Source organism: Pseudomonas aegrilactucae, assembly GCF_019168305.1.
GTDB classification, from domain to species: Bacteria; Pseudomonadota; Gammaproteobacteria; order Pseudomonadales; family Pseudomonadaceae; genus Aquipseudomonas; species Aquipseudomonas aegrilactucae.
On the sequence record NZ_JAHTBI010000112.1, the window covers coordinates 16,252 to 31,433 of the forward strand.

Sequence of the window (15,182 nt, forward strand, 5' to 3'; positions counted from 1 at the left end):
AACTATAGTTGTGCACGAGGCAGCCAATCGACTGTCACATGACAGACACATGAAAGTCATATAACCGACCCGCCACTGCCCTATATCAAGCCTTGCCATGCTGCGCGTTGGCGTCAGCGACGGATCGTGGCACGATTGCCGGGTTATCGACCGAGAACCCATCACCATGCCGCAAACCCCAGCCAAGAATCTGTCCTTGATCGCTGCTATCGACCTGGGCTCCAACAGCTTCCATATGGTCGTGGCCAAGGCCCACCACAATGACATCCGCATCCTGGAACGGTTGGGAGAAAAGGTTCAACTGGCTGCCGGCATCGACGAGGAACGCCAGCTCAGCGAAGAGTCCATGCAGCGCGGGCTGGACTGCCTCAAGCGCTTTGCCCAGCTGATCAACGGCATGCCCGACGGCGCGGTACGCATCGTCGGCACCAACGCGCTGCGCGAAGCGCGCAACCGCGGCGAATTCATCCGCCGCGCCGAAGCCATTCTCGGACACCCGGTCGAGGTCATTTCCGGCCGTGAAGAAGCGCGCCTGATCTACCTGGGCGTGTCCCACACCCTGGCCGACACCCCCGGCAAGCGCCTGGTGGCCGACATCGGCGGCGGCAGTACCGAGTTCATCATCGGCCAGCGCTTCGAGCCGCTGTTGCGCGAAAGCCTGCAGATGGGCTGCGTGAGCTTTACCCAGCGCTATTTCCGCGACGGCAAGATCACCCCGGCGCGCTACGCCCAGGCCTACACCGCAGCGCGCCTGGAGCTGATGAGCATCGAGAACGCCCTGCACCGCCTGACCTGGGATGAAGCCATCGGCTCCTCGGGCACCATCCGCGCCATCGGCCTGGCCCTCAAGGCCGGCGGCATGGGCAATGGCGAGGTCAACGCCGAAGGCCTGGCCTGGCTCAAGCGCAAGCTGTTCAAGCTGGGCGATACCGACAAGATCGACTTCGAAGGGGTCAAGCCTGACCGGCGCACCATCTTTCCCGCGGGCCTGGCAATTCTGGAGGCGATCTTCGACGCCCTGGAACTGCAACGCATGGACCATTGCGATGGCGCCCTGCGCGAAGGCGTGCTGTACGACCTGCTGGGCCGTCATCACCATGAAGACGTGCGCGAGCGCACCCTGACCTCACTGATGGAGCGCTACCATGTCGACCTGGGCCAGGCCGCCCGCGTCGAGCGCAAGGCCCTGCACGCCTTCGACCAGGTGGCCAAGGCCTGGGACCTGGAAGACGGGATCTGGCGCGAACTGCTGGGCTGGGCGGCCAAGGTGCATGAAGTGGGGCTGGACATCGCCCACTACCATTACCACAAGCACGGCGCCTACCTGATCGAGCACTCGGACCTGGCCGGCTTCTCGCGCGAAGACCAGCAGATGCTGGCGCTGCTGGTACGCGGGCACCGGCGCAACATTCCCAAGGACAAGTTCGCCGAGTTCGGCGACGAAGGCGTGAAGCTGATTCGCCTGTGCGTGCTGCTGCGCTTTGCGATCCTGTTCCACCACATCCGCGGCACCCAGCAGATGCCGGCAGTCAGGCTGCACGCGGCCGGTCAGAGCCTGGACGTGGAGTTCCCCAGCGGCTGGCTGGAGCAGAACCAGCTGACCCAGGCCGATTTCGGCCTGGAAGCCGAATGGCTGACCCGGGTCGGCTTTACCCTCAGCGTACGATAAGCACCGGGTTGCTCAGGCGCTCGAGCAGAGTGGCCTGGGCACTGCGCGGGTTCTGGTTGCCGGTCGGCGTGCTGCGCACGTAGCGCCCGTCCGACTGCAGCAGCCACGCGTGGGTGTTGTCGGTCAGGTACCCCTCCAGCTCCTTCTTCACACGCAGGATCAGCTTCTTGCCCTCGACCGGGAAGCAGGTCTCGACGCGCTTGTCCAGGTTGCGCTCCATCCAGTCGGCACTGGACAGGAACATCTGCTCTTCGCCGCCATTGAGGAAGTAGAACGCGCGGGTGTGTTCCAGGAAGCGGCCGATGATCGAGCGCACGTGGATGTTGTGCGACACCCCCGCGATGCCCGGGCGCAGGCAGCACATGCCACGCACCACCAGGTCGATGCGCACGCCCGACTGGCTGGCCTTGTACAGCGCCTTGATGATCTTGGGGTCGGTCAAGGAGTTGAACTTGGCGATGATGTGCGCGGGCTTGCCCTCGAGGGCGAACTGGGTTTCGCGCGCGATCATGTCGAGCATGCCCTTCTTGAGCGTGAACGGGGCGTGCAGCAGCTTCTTCATGCGCAAGGTCTTGCCCATGCCGATCAGCTGGCTGAACAGCTTGCCCACGTCTTCGCACAGGGCGTCGTCCGAGGTCAGCAGGCTGTAGTCGGTGTACAGGCGCGCGTTGCCGGCGTGGTAGTTGCCGGTCCCCAGGTGCGCGTAGCGCACGATCTCGCCGGCTTCGCGACGCAGGATCAGCATCATCTTGGCGTGGGTCTTGAAGCCGACCACGCCGTAGATCACTACCGCGCCCGCCGCTTGCAGGCGGCTGGCCATCTGCAGGTTGGACTCTTCATCGAAACGCGCGCGCAGTTCGATCACTGCGGTGACCTCCTTGCCGTTGCGCGCGGCGTCCACCAGCGCGTCGACGATCTCGGAGTTGGCGCCGCTGCGGTACAGGGTCTGACGTACTGCCAGCACGTGCGGGTCTTTGGCCGCCTGGCGCAGCAGGTCGACCACCGGGGTGAACGACTCGAAGGGGTGCATCAGCAGGATGTCCTGCTTGCTGACCACGCTGAAAATGTTCTCGCTGTTCTGCAACAGTTTGGGGATCGCCGGGGTGAACGGCGTGTATTGCAGCTCGGGGTGGCTGTCCAGGCTGGTGATGCTGAACAGGCGCGTGAGGTTGACCGGGCCCTTGACCTGGTACACCTCGTGCTCGCTGAGGCTGAACTGCTTGAGCAGGTAGTCGGACAGGTGCTTGGGGCAGGTGTCGGCCACTTCCAGGCGCACCGCATCGCCGTAGCGGCGCGAGAACAGCTCACCGCGCAGGGCGCGGGCCAGGTCTTCGACGTCTTCGGAGTCCAGCGCCAGGTCGGCGTTGCGGGTCAGGCGGAACTGATAGCAGCCCTTGACCTTCATGCCCTGGAACAGGTCATCGGCGTGGGCGTGGATCATCGACGACAGGAACACATAGTTGTCGCCGGCGCCACCGACGTCTTCCGGCACCTTGATCACCCGTGGCAGCAGGCGCGGCGCCGGAATGATCGCCAGGCCCGAATCACGCCCGAATGCATCGACGCCTTCAAGCTCGACGATGAAGTTCAGGCTCTTGTTCACCAGCAGCGGGAACGGGTGGGTCGGGTCCAGGCCGATCGGGGTGATGATCGGCGCGATCTCGTCACGGAAATAGCGACGCACCCAGGTCTTGAGCTTGGTGGTCCAGTGCCGGCGGCGGATGAAGCGGATCTGGTGTTTCTCCAGTTCCGGCAACAGCACGTCGTTGAGGATCGCGTACTGGCGATCGACTTCGGTGTGTACCAGCTCGCTGATGCGCGCCAGTGCCTGGTGCGGTTGCAGGCCATCGGCCCCGGCCTGTTCACGGGCGAAGGTGATCTGCTTCTTCAGGCCCGCCACACGAATCTCGAAGAACTCATCCAGGTTGCTGGAGAAGATCAGCAGGAACTTCAGTCGCTCCAGCAGCGGGTAGGACTCGTCCAGCGCCTGTTCCAGCACGCGGATGTTGAACTGCAGCTGGGACAATTCGCGATGGATGTACAGGCTGCTGTCGTCCAGGCCCGGCACGACGATCGCCGGCGCAGGCGCCGGGGCGGCAACCGCTGCCGGCGCTTCGGCCTCCACTACCGGCGCAGGTTCGAGCGGCGGCGGGGTTTCGACCAGTTGCTCGGGCACCGGCTGGGCATCCTTCACTTCGACTTCGGTTAATGCTTCGTTATTCATGTGGCGTTCCTGAAGGGCGTTACTGCCCTCTCATCAATTGTGCGGCGCGAACAGCGAAATAGGTCAGGATGCCGTCGGCGCCCGCCCGTTTGAAAGCGGTGAGGGACTCGAGGATAACCCCTTCCGAGAGCCAGCCGTTCTGGATTGCGGCCATGTGCATCGCGTACTCGCCACTGACCTGGTAGACGAAGGTCGGCACCTTGAACTCGTCCTTGACCCGCGCAAGGATATCCAGATACGGCATGCCTGGCTTGACCATTACCATGTCCGCACCTTCAGACAGGTCGGCGGCCACTTCGTGCAGGGCTTCGTTGGTGTTGGCCGGGTCCATCTGGTACGAAGCCTTGTTGGCCTTGCCCAGGTTCAGCGCCGAGCCGACCGCATCGCGGAACGGGCCGTAGTAGGCGCTGGCGTACTTGGCCGAGTAGGCCATGATGCGCACATTGACGTGGCCAGCCAGCTCCAGCGCTTCGCGGATCGCCTGGATGCGCCCGTCCATCATGTCCGACGGCGCCACCACCTGGGCACCGGCCTGGGCATGCGACAACGCCTGGCGTACCAGCGCGTCGACGGTAATGTCGTTCTGCACGTAACCCTCGTCATCGAGGATACCGTCCTGGCCGTGGGTGGTGAATGGGTCCAGGGCCACGTCGGTGATCACCCCAAGCTCCGGGAAGCGGTCGCGCAGGGCGCGGGTGGCACGCTGGGCGATGCCGTCCGGGTTATAGGCCTCGGCACCGTCCAGGGATTTTTTCTCGAGCGGCGTCACCGGGAACAGGGCCAGGGCTGGAATGCCCAGCTTCACCCACTCTTCGGCCGCTTCAAGCAGCAGGTCGATGCTCAGGCGCTCGACGCCCGGCATCGAGGCGACTTCCTCGCGACGGTTCTCACCGTCCAGCACGAACACCGGCAGAATCAGGTCATCAACAGTCAGTGTGGTTTCGCGCACCAGACGACGGGAGAACTCGTCACGGCGGTTGCGACGCAGGCGAGTGGCAGGAAACAAACGGTTAGCGGGGGTAAAGCTCACGGCAGACTCCTGAGCCCGCGCAGGCGGGCGAGCGCGACAGTTATAAGCAGCCATTATGACGCCCGTATGACAGCCTGGGGCAAGCCTGCGACTTATGGACGCATTCATTCTCCGTGTAGGAAATGTTCACGTCGAGACACATTTGGACACTTTCCCTAAAGCCTCACAGGGGGTAGGCTGCGCGTTCATTTCGCCAGCACCCAGAAAATGCTTGATCAATTCCTGCAGGATTTCGGCTATTTTGCCCTTTTTCTAGGCACCTTTTTTGAAGGTGAGACCATTCTGGTGCTCGCCGGATTTCTTGCGTTCCGTGGCTACATGGATATCAACATGGTGGTGCTGGTCGCCTTCTTCGGCAGCTATGCGGGCGATCAGCTGTGGTACTTCATGGGGCGCCGCCATGGGCGCAAGCTGCTGGCGCGCAAACCGCGCTGGCAACTGATGGGCGACCGCGCGCTGGAGCATATCCGCCGCCACCCTGATATCTGGGTGCTGAGCTTTCGCTTCGTCTACGGCCTGCGCACGGTGATGCCGGTGGCCATCGGCCTGTCGGGCTACCCGCCGCGCCGCTACCTGCTGCTCAATGGCATTGGCGCCGCCGTGTGGGCATTGGCCCTGGGCGCGGCGGCGTACCATTTCGGCGCGATCCTCGAAGGCCTGCTGGGCAACGTGAAAAAGTACGAGCTATGGGTGCTCGGCGCGCTGTTGCTGCTCGGTGGCGTGCTGTGGCTGCGCCGTCGCTTCAAGGCCGCGCGCATCGCCAGGCAGGAAGCGGCTGCCGCACAGGCCGAGCAGGCTCAACAGGCTGTAGGCCAGGAGGAGCAGCCACCCGAAGGGGGTGACCGGCCATAGCCCCACCTGTCCTGCCAGCCACAGCGCCGGCAGGTTCAGCAGCAGGCGCGCAAGCTCCAGCCTGAGCGCCCAGGGGCGGTCTTCCAGCGCCGCCCCCAGCACGAACAGACCAAACGCCATCAGCCCCCAGCCCAGCAGCAACGCTGCCACCGGCAAGCGTTCGCCCGCCCCCAGCAGGTAACTGCCCAGCGCCACATACACGCTGAACTGCACCGCCACGTACAGCTGTTGCGGCCACCCCAGCGGCACCTCGAATTTCTGAAAACTGCGCAGGTCCTGGTGCGCCTGTGGATAACGTTGCGCCACATCGGCCGGGCGCCAACCGGTGGGCATGAACCAGAGGCGCAGCTTGTCGCGCCAGCGTGCGGTACGCCGCGCATCACGCCACAGCTGGGCATAGAACTGCAGGTTGGCCCACAGCGGATTCCAGCTGGCCAGCGGCGTGGTCACGCCGAAGATCACCGGTTCCTGCTCGTCTTCTTCCTGGAAGGTACCGAACAGGCGATCCCACAGAATGAACACCCCGCCGTAGTTGCGATCTATGTAGAGAGGATTCTGTGCATGGTGGACACGATGATTGGATGGCGTGACGAACACCCACTCGTACCAGCCCAGCTTCGGGATATGCCGGGTATGCACCCAGAACTGGTACAGCAGGTTCAATGCCGCGACGCTGACCAACACCAGCAGCGGCACCCCCAGCACTGCCAGCGGCAGGTAGAACACCCACGACAGCAAGAAGCCGGTGCTGGTCTGGCGCAGCGCGGTGGAAAGGTTGTAGTCCTCGCTCTGATGGTGCACCGAGTGCGCAGCCCAGAGGATGTTGCGCTCGTGGCCCAGGCGGTGCAGCCAGTAGTAGCACAGGTCATACAGCACGAAGGCCAGCGCCCAGACCCACCAGGCGTCGGCCGGCAGTTCCAGCAGCGCCAGGTGTTCGAGCGCCAGCGCGTAGCTCACCAGCCCCACGCCTTTGGTCAGCAGCCCGCTGGTGGTCGACAGCACCCCGGCGCTGAGGCTGTTGATGGCATCGGCCAGGCGGTAGGTGCGCATGCCGCGCCAGCGGTCGGCAAGCAGCTCCACGGCGATCAGCACGAAGAAGAACGGCACCGCGATAAGGATGATGTCCATGGCGCGACCTGTCGGGGATTGTCTGCCCCCAGATTAGGCCTGCCACTGTGCAAACCCTATGGCGACAAGTGACAAATTAGAGGACATTTAGCGCCTTGAACGGGAGTAGTGAGCATGACCAAGAAGAAAGTTGCTGTGATCCTTTCCGGCTGCGGCGTCTACGACGGTGCGGAAATCCACGAGAGCGTCATCACCCTGCTGCGCCTTGACCAGCGCGGCGCGCAGGTGCAGTGCTTCGCGCCGAACATCGCGCAGATGCACGTGCTCAACCACCTCACCGGCGAAGAGATGCCCGAGTCGCGCAACGTGCTGGTGGAGTCGGCGCGCATCGCCCGCGGCAACATCAAGGACCTGCGCGAAGCCGATGCCAGGGACTTCGATGCGCTGATCGTGCCGGGCGGTTTCGGCGCGGCCAAGAACCTCTCCAATTTTGCCGTCGAAGGCGCGGGCTGCACCGTGCACCCGGACGTGCTGGCGCTGGCTGAAGCCTTTGCCGAGGCCGGCAAGCCGATGGGCCTGATCTGCATCTCGCCGGCACTGGCCGCCAAGATCTACGGCCCGGGCGTGGTCTGCACCATCGGCAACGATGCCGACACCAGCGCGGCGATCGTCAGGATGGGCGGCACCCATGAAGAGTGCGATGTGCACGACATCGTCGAAGACACCCAGCGCAAGCTGGTCAGCACCCCGGCCTACATGCTGGCGCAGAGCATCAGCGAGGCGGCAGGCGGGATCTACAAGCTGGTCGACCGGGTGCTGGAAATGACCCACGAGAACGACTGATCGGCCTCAGCCAGGGAACTCGCGTGCCAGGCGGGTGAGAATGCGGTCCAGCGCATTGGCGAAGGCCTGCTTCTCGCGCTCGCCGTAGGGCGCCTGGCCGCCACCGACCTGCCCTTGCTCGCGCAGGTCGGTGAACAGGTTGCGCACCGCCAGGCGCTCGCCCATGTTGCGTTCATCGAACTCGCGCCCACGCGGGTCGAGGGCGGCCACGCCGTTCTTGACCAGCCGATCGGCCAGCGGCACATCGCTGCAGATCACCAGCTCGCCAGGCACCGCATGCTCTACCAGGTAATCGTCGGCAGCGTCGGGGCCGCTGGGCACCACGATCAACCTGACACAGGCGAAGGCCGGCTTGATCTGGGCCTGGCCTGCGACCAGCACCACCTCGAACTGACGCTTGAGGGCAAATTTGACCAGTTGGTCCTTGGCCGCCTTGGGGCAGGCGTCGGCGTCGATCCAGACACGCATGGTTGGGTTATCCACAGCTGAGAAAACAAGCGGACAGTATCCCTGCTTTGGCGCGGCGTTGCAGCCTTCGCCCGCAAAGCTGGCGCCTGCAGGCGACGGTGTACCTCCCGCACCCGTTCTTCAGGCAAAAAAAAACCCAGGCCGGGGCCCACGCCAAAATCGAGAAATGTGACTGCTGGCACACCCCAAAAATATCAGAGCACAACGCCATTAATTAGCCAGTAATTGGGTTTATAATGCCGCGCCTTTCGTTATAGCGAATGGAAATACAGGCTCCTCTTTTAAGAGGATTTGGACCTTTCGGCCAAAGAGATCACCGCCACTCGCCGGCGCCTACCTCACTCTCAGGGAAGAAGACTCCAGATGGCATCCCGTGTCCTCACCGTCGCCACGCTCCTCGCGGTCGTCCAGCTGACTGGCTGCGCCGCCTTTCGCAGCTACGACAGCGAACTCCAGGAAACCAACCAGCAGTTGGCCAGCGGAAACATCGACGCGGCCCTGGCCCTGTTGGAAAAGAACAACAAGGGTGAAGACAAGGACCTGCTCTACTACTTCGAGAAAGGCGAACTGCTGCGCTCCAAGGGCGACCTGGACGGCAGCCAGACGGCGTGGCGCGAAGCCGACAACGTGGTGTTCAAGTGGGAAGAGTCGGTCAAGCTGGACACCGCCAAGTACCTGGGCCAGTTCGGCAGCTACCTGGTCAACGACAAGGTGCGCCGCTACGAAGGCTATGACTACGAAAAAGTCATGCTCACCACCCAGATGGCCCTGAACCTGCTGGCGCAGAACGACTTCGATGGCGCGCGCACCGAGATCAAGAAGACCCACGAGCGTGAAGCGGTGATTGCCGAGTTGCGCGACAAGGAATACCTCAAGCGCGAGGAAGAGGCCGAGAAGGAAGGCGTCAAGACCGAGTACAAGGACCTCCAGGGCTATCCGGTGGCTGCACTTGACGCGCCTGAAGTGGTCGGCCTGAAAAACAGTTACCAGAGTGCCTTCAGCCACTACCTGTCGGGCTACGTCTACGAAGCCCTGGGCGAAAAAGGCCTGGCTGCACCAGGCTACCGCAAGGCGGCCGAACTGCGCCCGAACACCGCACTGCTCGAACAGGCCCTGCTCGACCTCGACAAGCCGGCCGCCAAAAGCGCCGACAGCGACGTGCTGATCGTGGTGCAGAGCGGCCTGGCACCGGCCCGCGACTCGGTGCGCATCCCGCTGCCATTGCCGATCAGCGGCAACCTGGTGATCACCCCGCTGTCGTTCCCGATCATCAAGCAAGACACCTCTACCCAGCATTTCAGCGAGATCTACCTGAACGACAAGTCGCTCAAGCTGACCGCGCTCAACAGCACCACGGCCATGTCGCGCCGCGCCCTGCGTGACGACATGCCCGGTATCATCCTGCGTACCAGCGTGCGTGCCATCAGCCGTGGCGTGGCGCAAAAGCAGATCAACGACGTCAACCCGCTGGCCGGCCTGGCCGTGGGCATCGCCTCGGCCGTTACCGAAGGCGCCGACACCCGTACCTGGCGCACCCTGCCAGACGACACACTGGTAGCCCGCGTGCACCTGAGCCAGGGCGAGCACCAGCTCACCCTGCCGTCGAACCTGGGTGGCAGCAAGGTGTCGGTGAAGATCGACCGCCCGTACCAGGTCGTGACCCTGCGCGTTGTCGGCAACCGCGTGTTCGCCGGCGGCCCCGCCCTGCACGTTACCCCGTCTGCGTCGGCTGCTGCCGTCGCCAGCCTCAAGTAAGTTAAGGAATCGTCATGCGCTTCAAGCTTTTCGCCGCGCTCGCCACTGCCGCCCTGCTGGCAGGCTGCGCCACTCCGCCACCGCCCGCACCGGGCAGCGCCGCCAGCAAGGTGGTGGTGATGGGCAAACTGAGCAACGTCGACGTCGGCCCGATGCGCGTTGCCCGTGAAAACGGCTTCATGACCGTCAAGGTCGCGTTGACCAACACCAGCCGCAGCAACAAGACGATGTTCTATCGCTTCGCCTGGCTGGGCAACGACGGCTTCCCGGTCGCCAGCGAAGAAAGCTGGAAGACCCTCAGCCTGTATGGCTCGCAGTCCACTGTGCTGCCAGCCATCGCCCCGGTTCCCCAGGCCACTGACTTCCGCCTTGAAGTCCAGGCCCAGTAATTTCATTTTCAGGAGATGCTTAACATGATGTTTGCTCGTTTTTCCCTGCTGGCCGTCGTCGTCGCACTGGCTAGCGGTTGCGCCAACAACTCCCCGGTTCTGGGCGGCAAGAACATTGGCTACGGCGACAGCAAGGCCGTGGAACTGGTCACCAACGAATTCGGTTCGACCGACCTGCAGATGATCGCCGAGAGCATGACCCGCTCGCTGGCCCAGTCCGGCATCCTGCAAGGCCGCCCGGTGGTTCAGGTCTACGACGTGAAGAACAAGACCAGCGAGTACATCGATACCCGCGAGATCACCACCTCGATCAAGACCCAGCTGATGAAGTCCGGCACCGCCCGTTTCGCCAGCGACAACACCCAGATGCAAAGCCAGGTTGACCAGCTCAAGCTGCAGAACCAGAGCGGCCTGTACAAGAAAGGCACCGTGGCCAAGACCGGCAACATGATCGCCGCCAAGTACCGCCTGGAAGGCTCGATCAGCTCGATCGTCAAGCGCAGCAGCGACTACAAGGACGTGTTCTACAAGTTCAGCCTGCAGTTGATCGACGTGGAAAGCGGCCTGGCCGAGTGGATGGACGAGAAAGAAATCCGCAAGACCACGGAGCGCTGATCAATGCGTGCATGGATGGGCATCATCGGCCTGGCTTGCGCGTTCGGCGTGCACGCGGCCCCCAAGGTGGCGGTCACCGATCTGGCCTACCAGGAGCGTGTGGAACAGTACATCCACACCATTTCGGCGCAGAGCAGCGGCCAGGCGAGCATGTACCACGCCAGTGGTTCGTCGAGCTACAGCGAGTACGAGAGCCGCGACAGCTATATCGAGCAGACCGAGCTGCGCAAGTTCGGCGGGGACATCAAGGGCGAGATCCTCAAGTCCGGGATGTTCCAGCTGGTGCAGGGAACGCCGTACACGGCCAAGGCCAAGCAGGACGTGTATGACGTGATCGCGCGGATCAAGGCGGGCAACTACAAGGGCGCCGACTACGTACTGTTCGGCACCTTGTCGGACATCGACTTCCAGCGCGATATCACCTCCATCGACAACACCAACAGCTACTCGGCGATCCTGGGCCTGACCCTGGTGGCCGATTTCAGCCTGATCAACACCCGTACCTACGAAATCACCTCGGCGTTCACCGCCATGGGTGAGGGCCAGGACACCAAGCTGGTGAACAGCCAGGACGTGCGGGTCAGTCTGAACCGTCCGCGGGTGGTGCGCGAAGTGTCCAGGGAGCTGGGCATGGATGTGGCCAGGCAGTTGAGCGAGCAGTTGGGCGGGGGGATGCCGGGGCGCGAACATGCGCCGATGCGCAACAACCTGCCACCGGATGAGCCGGCGCAGATCCTGCGCTGAACATGAAAAAGGCGACCTTCGGGTCGCCTTTTTTGTACCCGCCTTGCGGGCCCCTTCGCTGGCAAGCCAGCGCCCACAGGGATGGCGCTGATCATGAGGGTAGCGCAGTACCTGTGGGAGCTGGCTTGCCAGCGAAGCTTTTCAGACCGGCGCGCGACGAATCGTGGCCAGCAGCGTCGCCGCCCCCAGGAACAACCCGGCAAAGGTGCGGTTCATGCGCCGCTGCTGCCGAGGCGTGCGCAGCAGGCGCAGCACCCGTGCGGCCAACCCCGTGTAGCCCGCCATCACCAGCAGGTCGACCGCGACCATGGTGCCCGCGATCGTCAGGTACTGCGGTAACAGGGCCGCGTGCGGGTTGATGAACTGCGGCAGTACCGCAAGCATGAAGATCAATGCCTTGGGGTTGCTGACGTTGACCAGGAAACCCCGGAACACCAGGCTCAGCGGCTTGCCGATCGGGCGCACCGCCGATTCGTCGGCGATGTCCGCCGGCAACGCACGCCACTGCTTCACGGCAAGGTAGACCAGATAGGCGACCCCGAACCACTTGATCACCTGGAACGCGGTGGCCGACGCGGCCAGCACCGCGCCCACGCCGGCGGCAATGATCGCGATCTGCATGATCAGCCCAAGCTGCAGGCCCAGCGCATTCCAGTAGCCACGCCAGAACCCGTACTGCAGGCCACAGGACATCGAGGCGATGGCCCCGGCCCCCGGCGAAAGACTGATAACCCAACAGGCAGCAAAAAAAGCCAACCACGTTTCCAGCGACATCACACACCTCGGCCCGTACTCAGGTTCAAGGCCTTACGCTAATGCGCCGCTGAAAAAATCACCACATTTTTTTACAGGCCATCGTCAGGCGCCGCTTTTCGGGCTTTCACTGACCACCGTCAGGCCATCGGAACCCCGCCAGCGGCGTACGCACTTCTGGAAGAACTGGCTGTTGGGCACCTGCACCAGCGCACCGCCTGCCTCGGGCATTTCGATCAGCGTGGTGAACAGCAGATTGATCGCGGTCACGCGGCCTTTGACGCCCGGTTTGTCGAGGGTCTCGACCAGCTCGACGATGTCGCCGATACGAAACGGCCCCACGGTGAAGATCAGTACTGCGCACAACAGGTTGGACAGCACGCTCCACATCGCGAAGAAAGCCACCGCCGCCACCGCGACGAAGCCCGACAAGGCTGTCCACAGCACCGTGGCCGAGACGCCCAGGCGCTCCAGCACGAAGATCAGTGCACTGCCCATGATCAGCCAGCGCAGGCCACCACGCAACGGCACCATCAGTTCCGGCGGCAGCGGGTAACGCTCGCTCAGGCGGATCAGGCAGCGCGCCACCACGCGTTGCAGCGCGAAGGCGCCAACCAGGATCAGCAGGATCTGCAAACCCATCCAGAACGGCCCGATCCACTCCACCGGCAGCAATCCCTGCATCGACTCCATCAGGACAACGCCTCCAGTTCGGCCTGCATGCTTTCGAGCACTTCCAGGGCCTCCATCCACGCTTCTTCAAGTTCGCCTTCACGCACCTTGAGCTGGGCCTGACGGGCCAGCAGCTCGCGCAACTCGTCCTTGCGCGCCGCCTCGTAGACGGCACTGTCACCCAGGCTCGCATCGACCCTGGCCAGCTCTTCGTGCAGCTTGGCCAGCTCGGCCTCGAGCTTGTCGGCCTGGCGCTTGTGCGGCGCCAGTTGCTGACGCAAGGCAGCGGCAGCCTGGCGCTGGGCCTTCTTGTCGGTCTTGTCCGGGTTGACCGGGGTGCTGCTGACCGGCGCGTTGCGCTGGCGGTACTCGACCAGCCAGCGGGTGTAGTCGTCGAGGTCGCCATCGAAGGTCTCGACCTTGCCATCGGCCACCAGCAGGAAGTCGTCGGTGGTGCTCTTGAGCAGGTGACGGTCGTGGGAGACCACCAGGACCGCACCACTGAACTCCTGCAGGGCCATGGTCAGCGCCAGGCGCATTTCCAGGTCCAGGTGGTTGGTCGGTTCGTCGAGCAGCAGCAGGTTGGGCCGCTCCCAGGCAATCAGGGCCAGGGCCAGGCGCGCCTTTTCGCCACCGGAGAAATTCAGCACCGGCTCGTCGATGCGCGCACCGCGAAAGTCGAAACCGCCGAGGAAGTCACGCAGGGTCTGTTCACGCTCGGTCGGCGCCAGGCGCTGCAGGTGCAGCAACGGGCTGGCCTTGCTGTCCAGCGAGTCGAGCTGATGCTGGGCGAAGTAGCCCACCACCAGGTTCTCACCGCGCACCAGGCGCCCGGACAACGGCTCCAGCTCGCCGGCCAGGTTCTTGATCAGGGTCGACTTGCCCGCGCCGTTGGGGCCCAGCAGGCCGATGCGTGCACCCGGGGTGAGCTGCAGCTTGACCTTCTCCAGGATGGTCTTGTCGCCATAACCCAGGCGTGCTTCGGCCAGGTCGAGCAAGGGGCTGGAGATTTTTTCGGACTCGCGGAAGGTGAAGTCGAACGGCGAATCGACATGCGCCGCCGACAGCTCTTCCATGCGCTCCAGCGCCTTGATGCGGCTTTGCGCCTGGCGTGCCTTGGTGGCCTGGGCCTTGAACCGGGCGATGTACTTTTCCATGTGCGCGCGCTGCGCCTGCTGCTTCTCGTAGGCCTGCTGCTGCTGCGCCAGGCGCTCGGCACGGGCGCGCTCGAAGGCACTGTAGCCACCCCGGTAGAGGGTCAGCTTGCACTGCTCGACGTGGGCCACATGGTCGACCACCGCATCGAGGAAATCACGGTCGTGGGAAATCAGCAGCAGAGTGCCGGGGTAGCTCTTGAGCCAGTCTTCCAGCCACAGGATCGCATCGAGGTCCAGGTGGTTGGTGGGTTCGTCGAGCAGCAGCAGGTCGCTTGGGCACATCAGTGCCTGGGCCAGGTTCAGGCGCATGCGCCAGCCACCGGAGAAGTCGCCGACCCGGCGGTCCATCTGCTCGTTGCTGAAGCCCAGGCCCGCCAGCAGCTTGCGCGCGCGCGCATCGGCGGTATAGCCATCGGCACTGTCGAGCTCGACATGCAGGCGCGCCAGGGCGTTGTTGTCGTGCGCCGCCTCGGCGGCGGCCAGGGCGGTCTGCACCTCGCGCAGGCGCACGTCGCCATCGAGCACATAGTCCACGGCCAGGCGTTCGAGGGTATCGACCTCCTGGCGCATGTGCGCGATGCGCCAGTCGCCGGGCAGCTGGCACTCGCCCGAGTCGGGCGTGAGCTCACCGCGCAGCAAGGCGAACAGGCTGGATTTTCCGGCGCCGTTGGCGCCGATCAAACCGGCTTTCTGGCCGGCGTGCAGGGTCAACTCGGCGCCTTCTAGCAGGCGCTGCGGACCACGCTGTAAAGTGAGGTTTGAAATTCTGATCATAATGGCCGCGGAGTCTACCAGCTTCGATGGCAACTGGCGCGAGCGGGACCATGCACACCGACCTGTGGAAATTCGCAACACACCTGTACGCCCGCCCCGGTGTCGAGGCCGCCTGCCTGACGTTGCAGGATCAGGGCTGCGATGTTTGCCTGCTGCTGTGCGCGGCCTG

General features: G+C 63.9%; 14 protein-coding genes and 1 pseudogene. 8 read left to right on the plus strand and 7 right to left on the minus strand.

Features of this window, described 5'->3' with window-relative positions; all coding sequences use genetic code 11:
• Positions 1-166: 166 nt before the first annotated feature.
• Positions 167-1,669, plus strand: a complete 1,503-nt coding sequence (gene ppx / locus KUO17_RS24500; protein ID WP_217978148.1) for an exopolyphosphatase — start codon at positions 167-169, stop codon at positions 1,667-1,669.
• Here the strand turns inward: ppx and ppk1 are convergent.
• Together ppk1 and hemB are read right to left on the minus strand one after the other, a co-directional pair.
• Positions 1,656-3,893 carry a polyphosphate kinase 1 gene (ppk1, locus tag KUO17_RS24505; RefSeq protein ID WP_217978149.1) on the minus strand — a complete coding sequence of 746 codons (2,238 nt, stop codon included), beginning with the start codon at positions 3,891-3,893 and terminating at the stop codon, positions 1,656-1,658. The two genes, ppx and ppk1, sit on opposite strands and share 14 nt — an antisense overlap.
• 19 nt (positions 3,894-3,912) lie before the next feature.
• The gene (hemB, locus tag KUO17_RS24510; RefSeq protein ID WP_217978150.1) at positions 3,913-4,923 is read right to left on the minus strand and encodes a porphobilinogen synthase; all 1,011 of its coding nucleotides are present in this window, start codon (positions 4,921-4,923) and stop codon (positions 3,913-3,915) included.
• Positions 4,924-5,130: 207 nt separating this feature from the next.
• On the opposite strand from hemB, the gene KUO17_RS24515 reads away from it, so the two are divergent.
• A complete protein-coding gene (locus KUO17_RS24515) occupies positions 5,131-5,775 on the plus strand; it encodes a DedA family protein (RefSeq protein WP_217978151.1) in 645 nt (214 codons plus the stop codon).
• Positions 5,776-6,324: 549 nt separating this feature from the next.
• Here the strand turns inward: KUO17_RS24515 and KUO17_RS26855 are convergent.
• Positions 6,325-6,903, minus strand: a pseudogene (locus tag KUO17_RS26855) (sterol desaturase family protein); the annotation flags it as partial.
• 114 nt (positions 6,904-7,017) lie between these two features.
• Between KUO17_RS26855 and elbB the strand changes: the two are divergent.
• Positions 7,018-7,686, plus strand: a complete 669-nt coding sequence (gene elbB / locus KUO17_RS24525) for an isoprenoid biosynthesis glyoxalase ElbB (protein ID WP_217978152.1) — start codon at positions 7,018-7,020, stop codon at positions 7,684-7,686.
• 6 nt (positions 7,687-7,692) lie between these two features.
• On the opposite strand, the gene KUO17_RS24530 is transcribed toward elbB, so the two are convergent.
• On the minus strand, positions 7,693-8,154 hold the full coding sequence (locus KUO17_RS24530) for a YaiI/YqxD family protein (protein WP_217978153.1): 462 nt from the start codon (positions 8,152-8,154) through the stop codon (positions 7,693-7,695).
• A 363-nt stretch (positions 8,155-8,517) separates the two neighbouring features.
• Here KUO17_RS24530 and KUO17_RS24535 point away from each other — a divergent pair, with 363 nt between their 5' ends.
• The 4 genes from KUO17_RS24535 to KUO17_RS24550 are packed head-to-tail and all read left to right on the plus strand — an operon-like array spanning position 8,518 to position 11,657.
• Positions 8,518-9,909 carry a COG3014 family protein gene (locus KUO17_RS24535; RefSeq protein WP_217978154.1) on the plus strand — a complete coding sequence of 464 codons (1,392 nt, stop codon included), beginning with the start codon at positions 8,518-8,520 and terminating at the stop codon, positions 9,907-9,909.
• 14 nt (positions 9,910-9,923) lie between these two features.
• Positions 9,924-10,298: a YcfL family putative periplasmic lipoprotein gene (locus tag KUO17_RS24540; RefSeq protein WP_217978155.1), complete on the plus strand. Its 375-nt coding sequence runs from the start codon at positions 9,924-9,926 to the stop codon at positions 10,296-10,298.
• 27 nt (positions 10,299-10,325) lie between these two features.
• A complete protein-coding gene (gene lpoB, locus KUO17_RS24545) occupies positions 10,326-10,913 on the plus strand; it encodes a penicillin-binding protein activator LpoB (protein ID WP_217978162.1) in 588 nt (195 codons plus the stop codon).
• Positions 10,914-10,916: 3 nt separating this feature from the next.
• The gene (locus KUO17_RS24550) at positions 10,917-11,657 is read left to right on the plus strand and encodes a penicillin-binding protein activator LpoB (protein ID WP_217978156.1); all 741 of its coding nucleotides are present in this window, start codon (positions 10,917-10,919) and stop codon (positions 11,655-11,657) included.
• 141 nt (positions 11,658-11,798) lie between these two features.
• Here the strand turns inward: KUO17_RS24550 and KUO17_RS24555 are convergent, their stop codons facing one another.
• The 3 genes from KUO17_RS24555 to KUO17_RS24565 all read right to left on the minus strand — a co-directional run bounded on the left by KUO17_RS24555 (position 11,799) and on the right by KUO17_RS24565 (position 15,013).
• Positions 11,799-12,431, minus strand: a complete 633-nt coding sequence (locus KUO17_RS24555) for a LysE family transporter (RefSeq protein WP_217978157.1) — start codon at positions 12,429-12,431, stop codon at positions 11,799-11,801.
• 84 nt (positions 12,432-12,515) lie between these two features.
• Entirely contained in the window at positions 12,516-13,103 is a 588-nt protein-coding gene (locus KUO17_RS24560) for a mechanosensitive ion channel family protein (RefSeq protein ID WP_217978158.1), read from the minus strand.
• Positions 13,103-15,013 carry an ATP-binding cassette domain-containing protein gene (locus tag KUO17_RS24565; RefSeq protein ID WP_217978159.1) on the minus strand — a complete coding sequence of 637 codons (1,911 nt, stop codon included), beginning with the start codon at positions 15,011-15,013 and terminating at the stop codon, positions 13,103-13,105. Before KUO17_RS24565 ends, KUO17_RS24560 begins: the two co-directional genes overlap by 1 nt.
• Positions 15,014-15,063: 50 nt before the next feature.
• On the opposite strand from KUO17_RS24565, the gene KUO17_RS24570 reads away from it, so the two are divergent.
• A partial coding sequence (locus KUO17_RS24570; protein ID WP_217978163.1) for a TIGR02444 family protein occupies positions 15,064-15,182 on the plus strand: 119 nt, incomplete at its 3' end.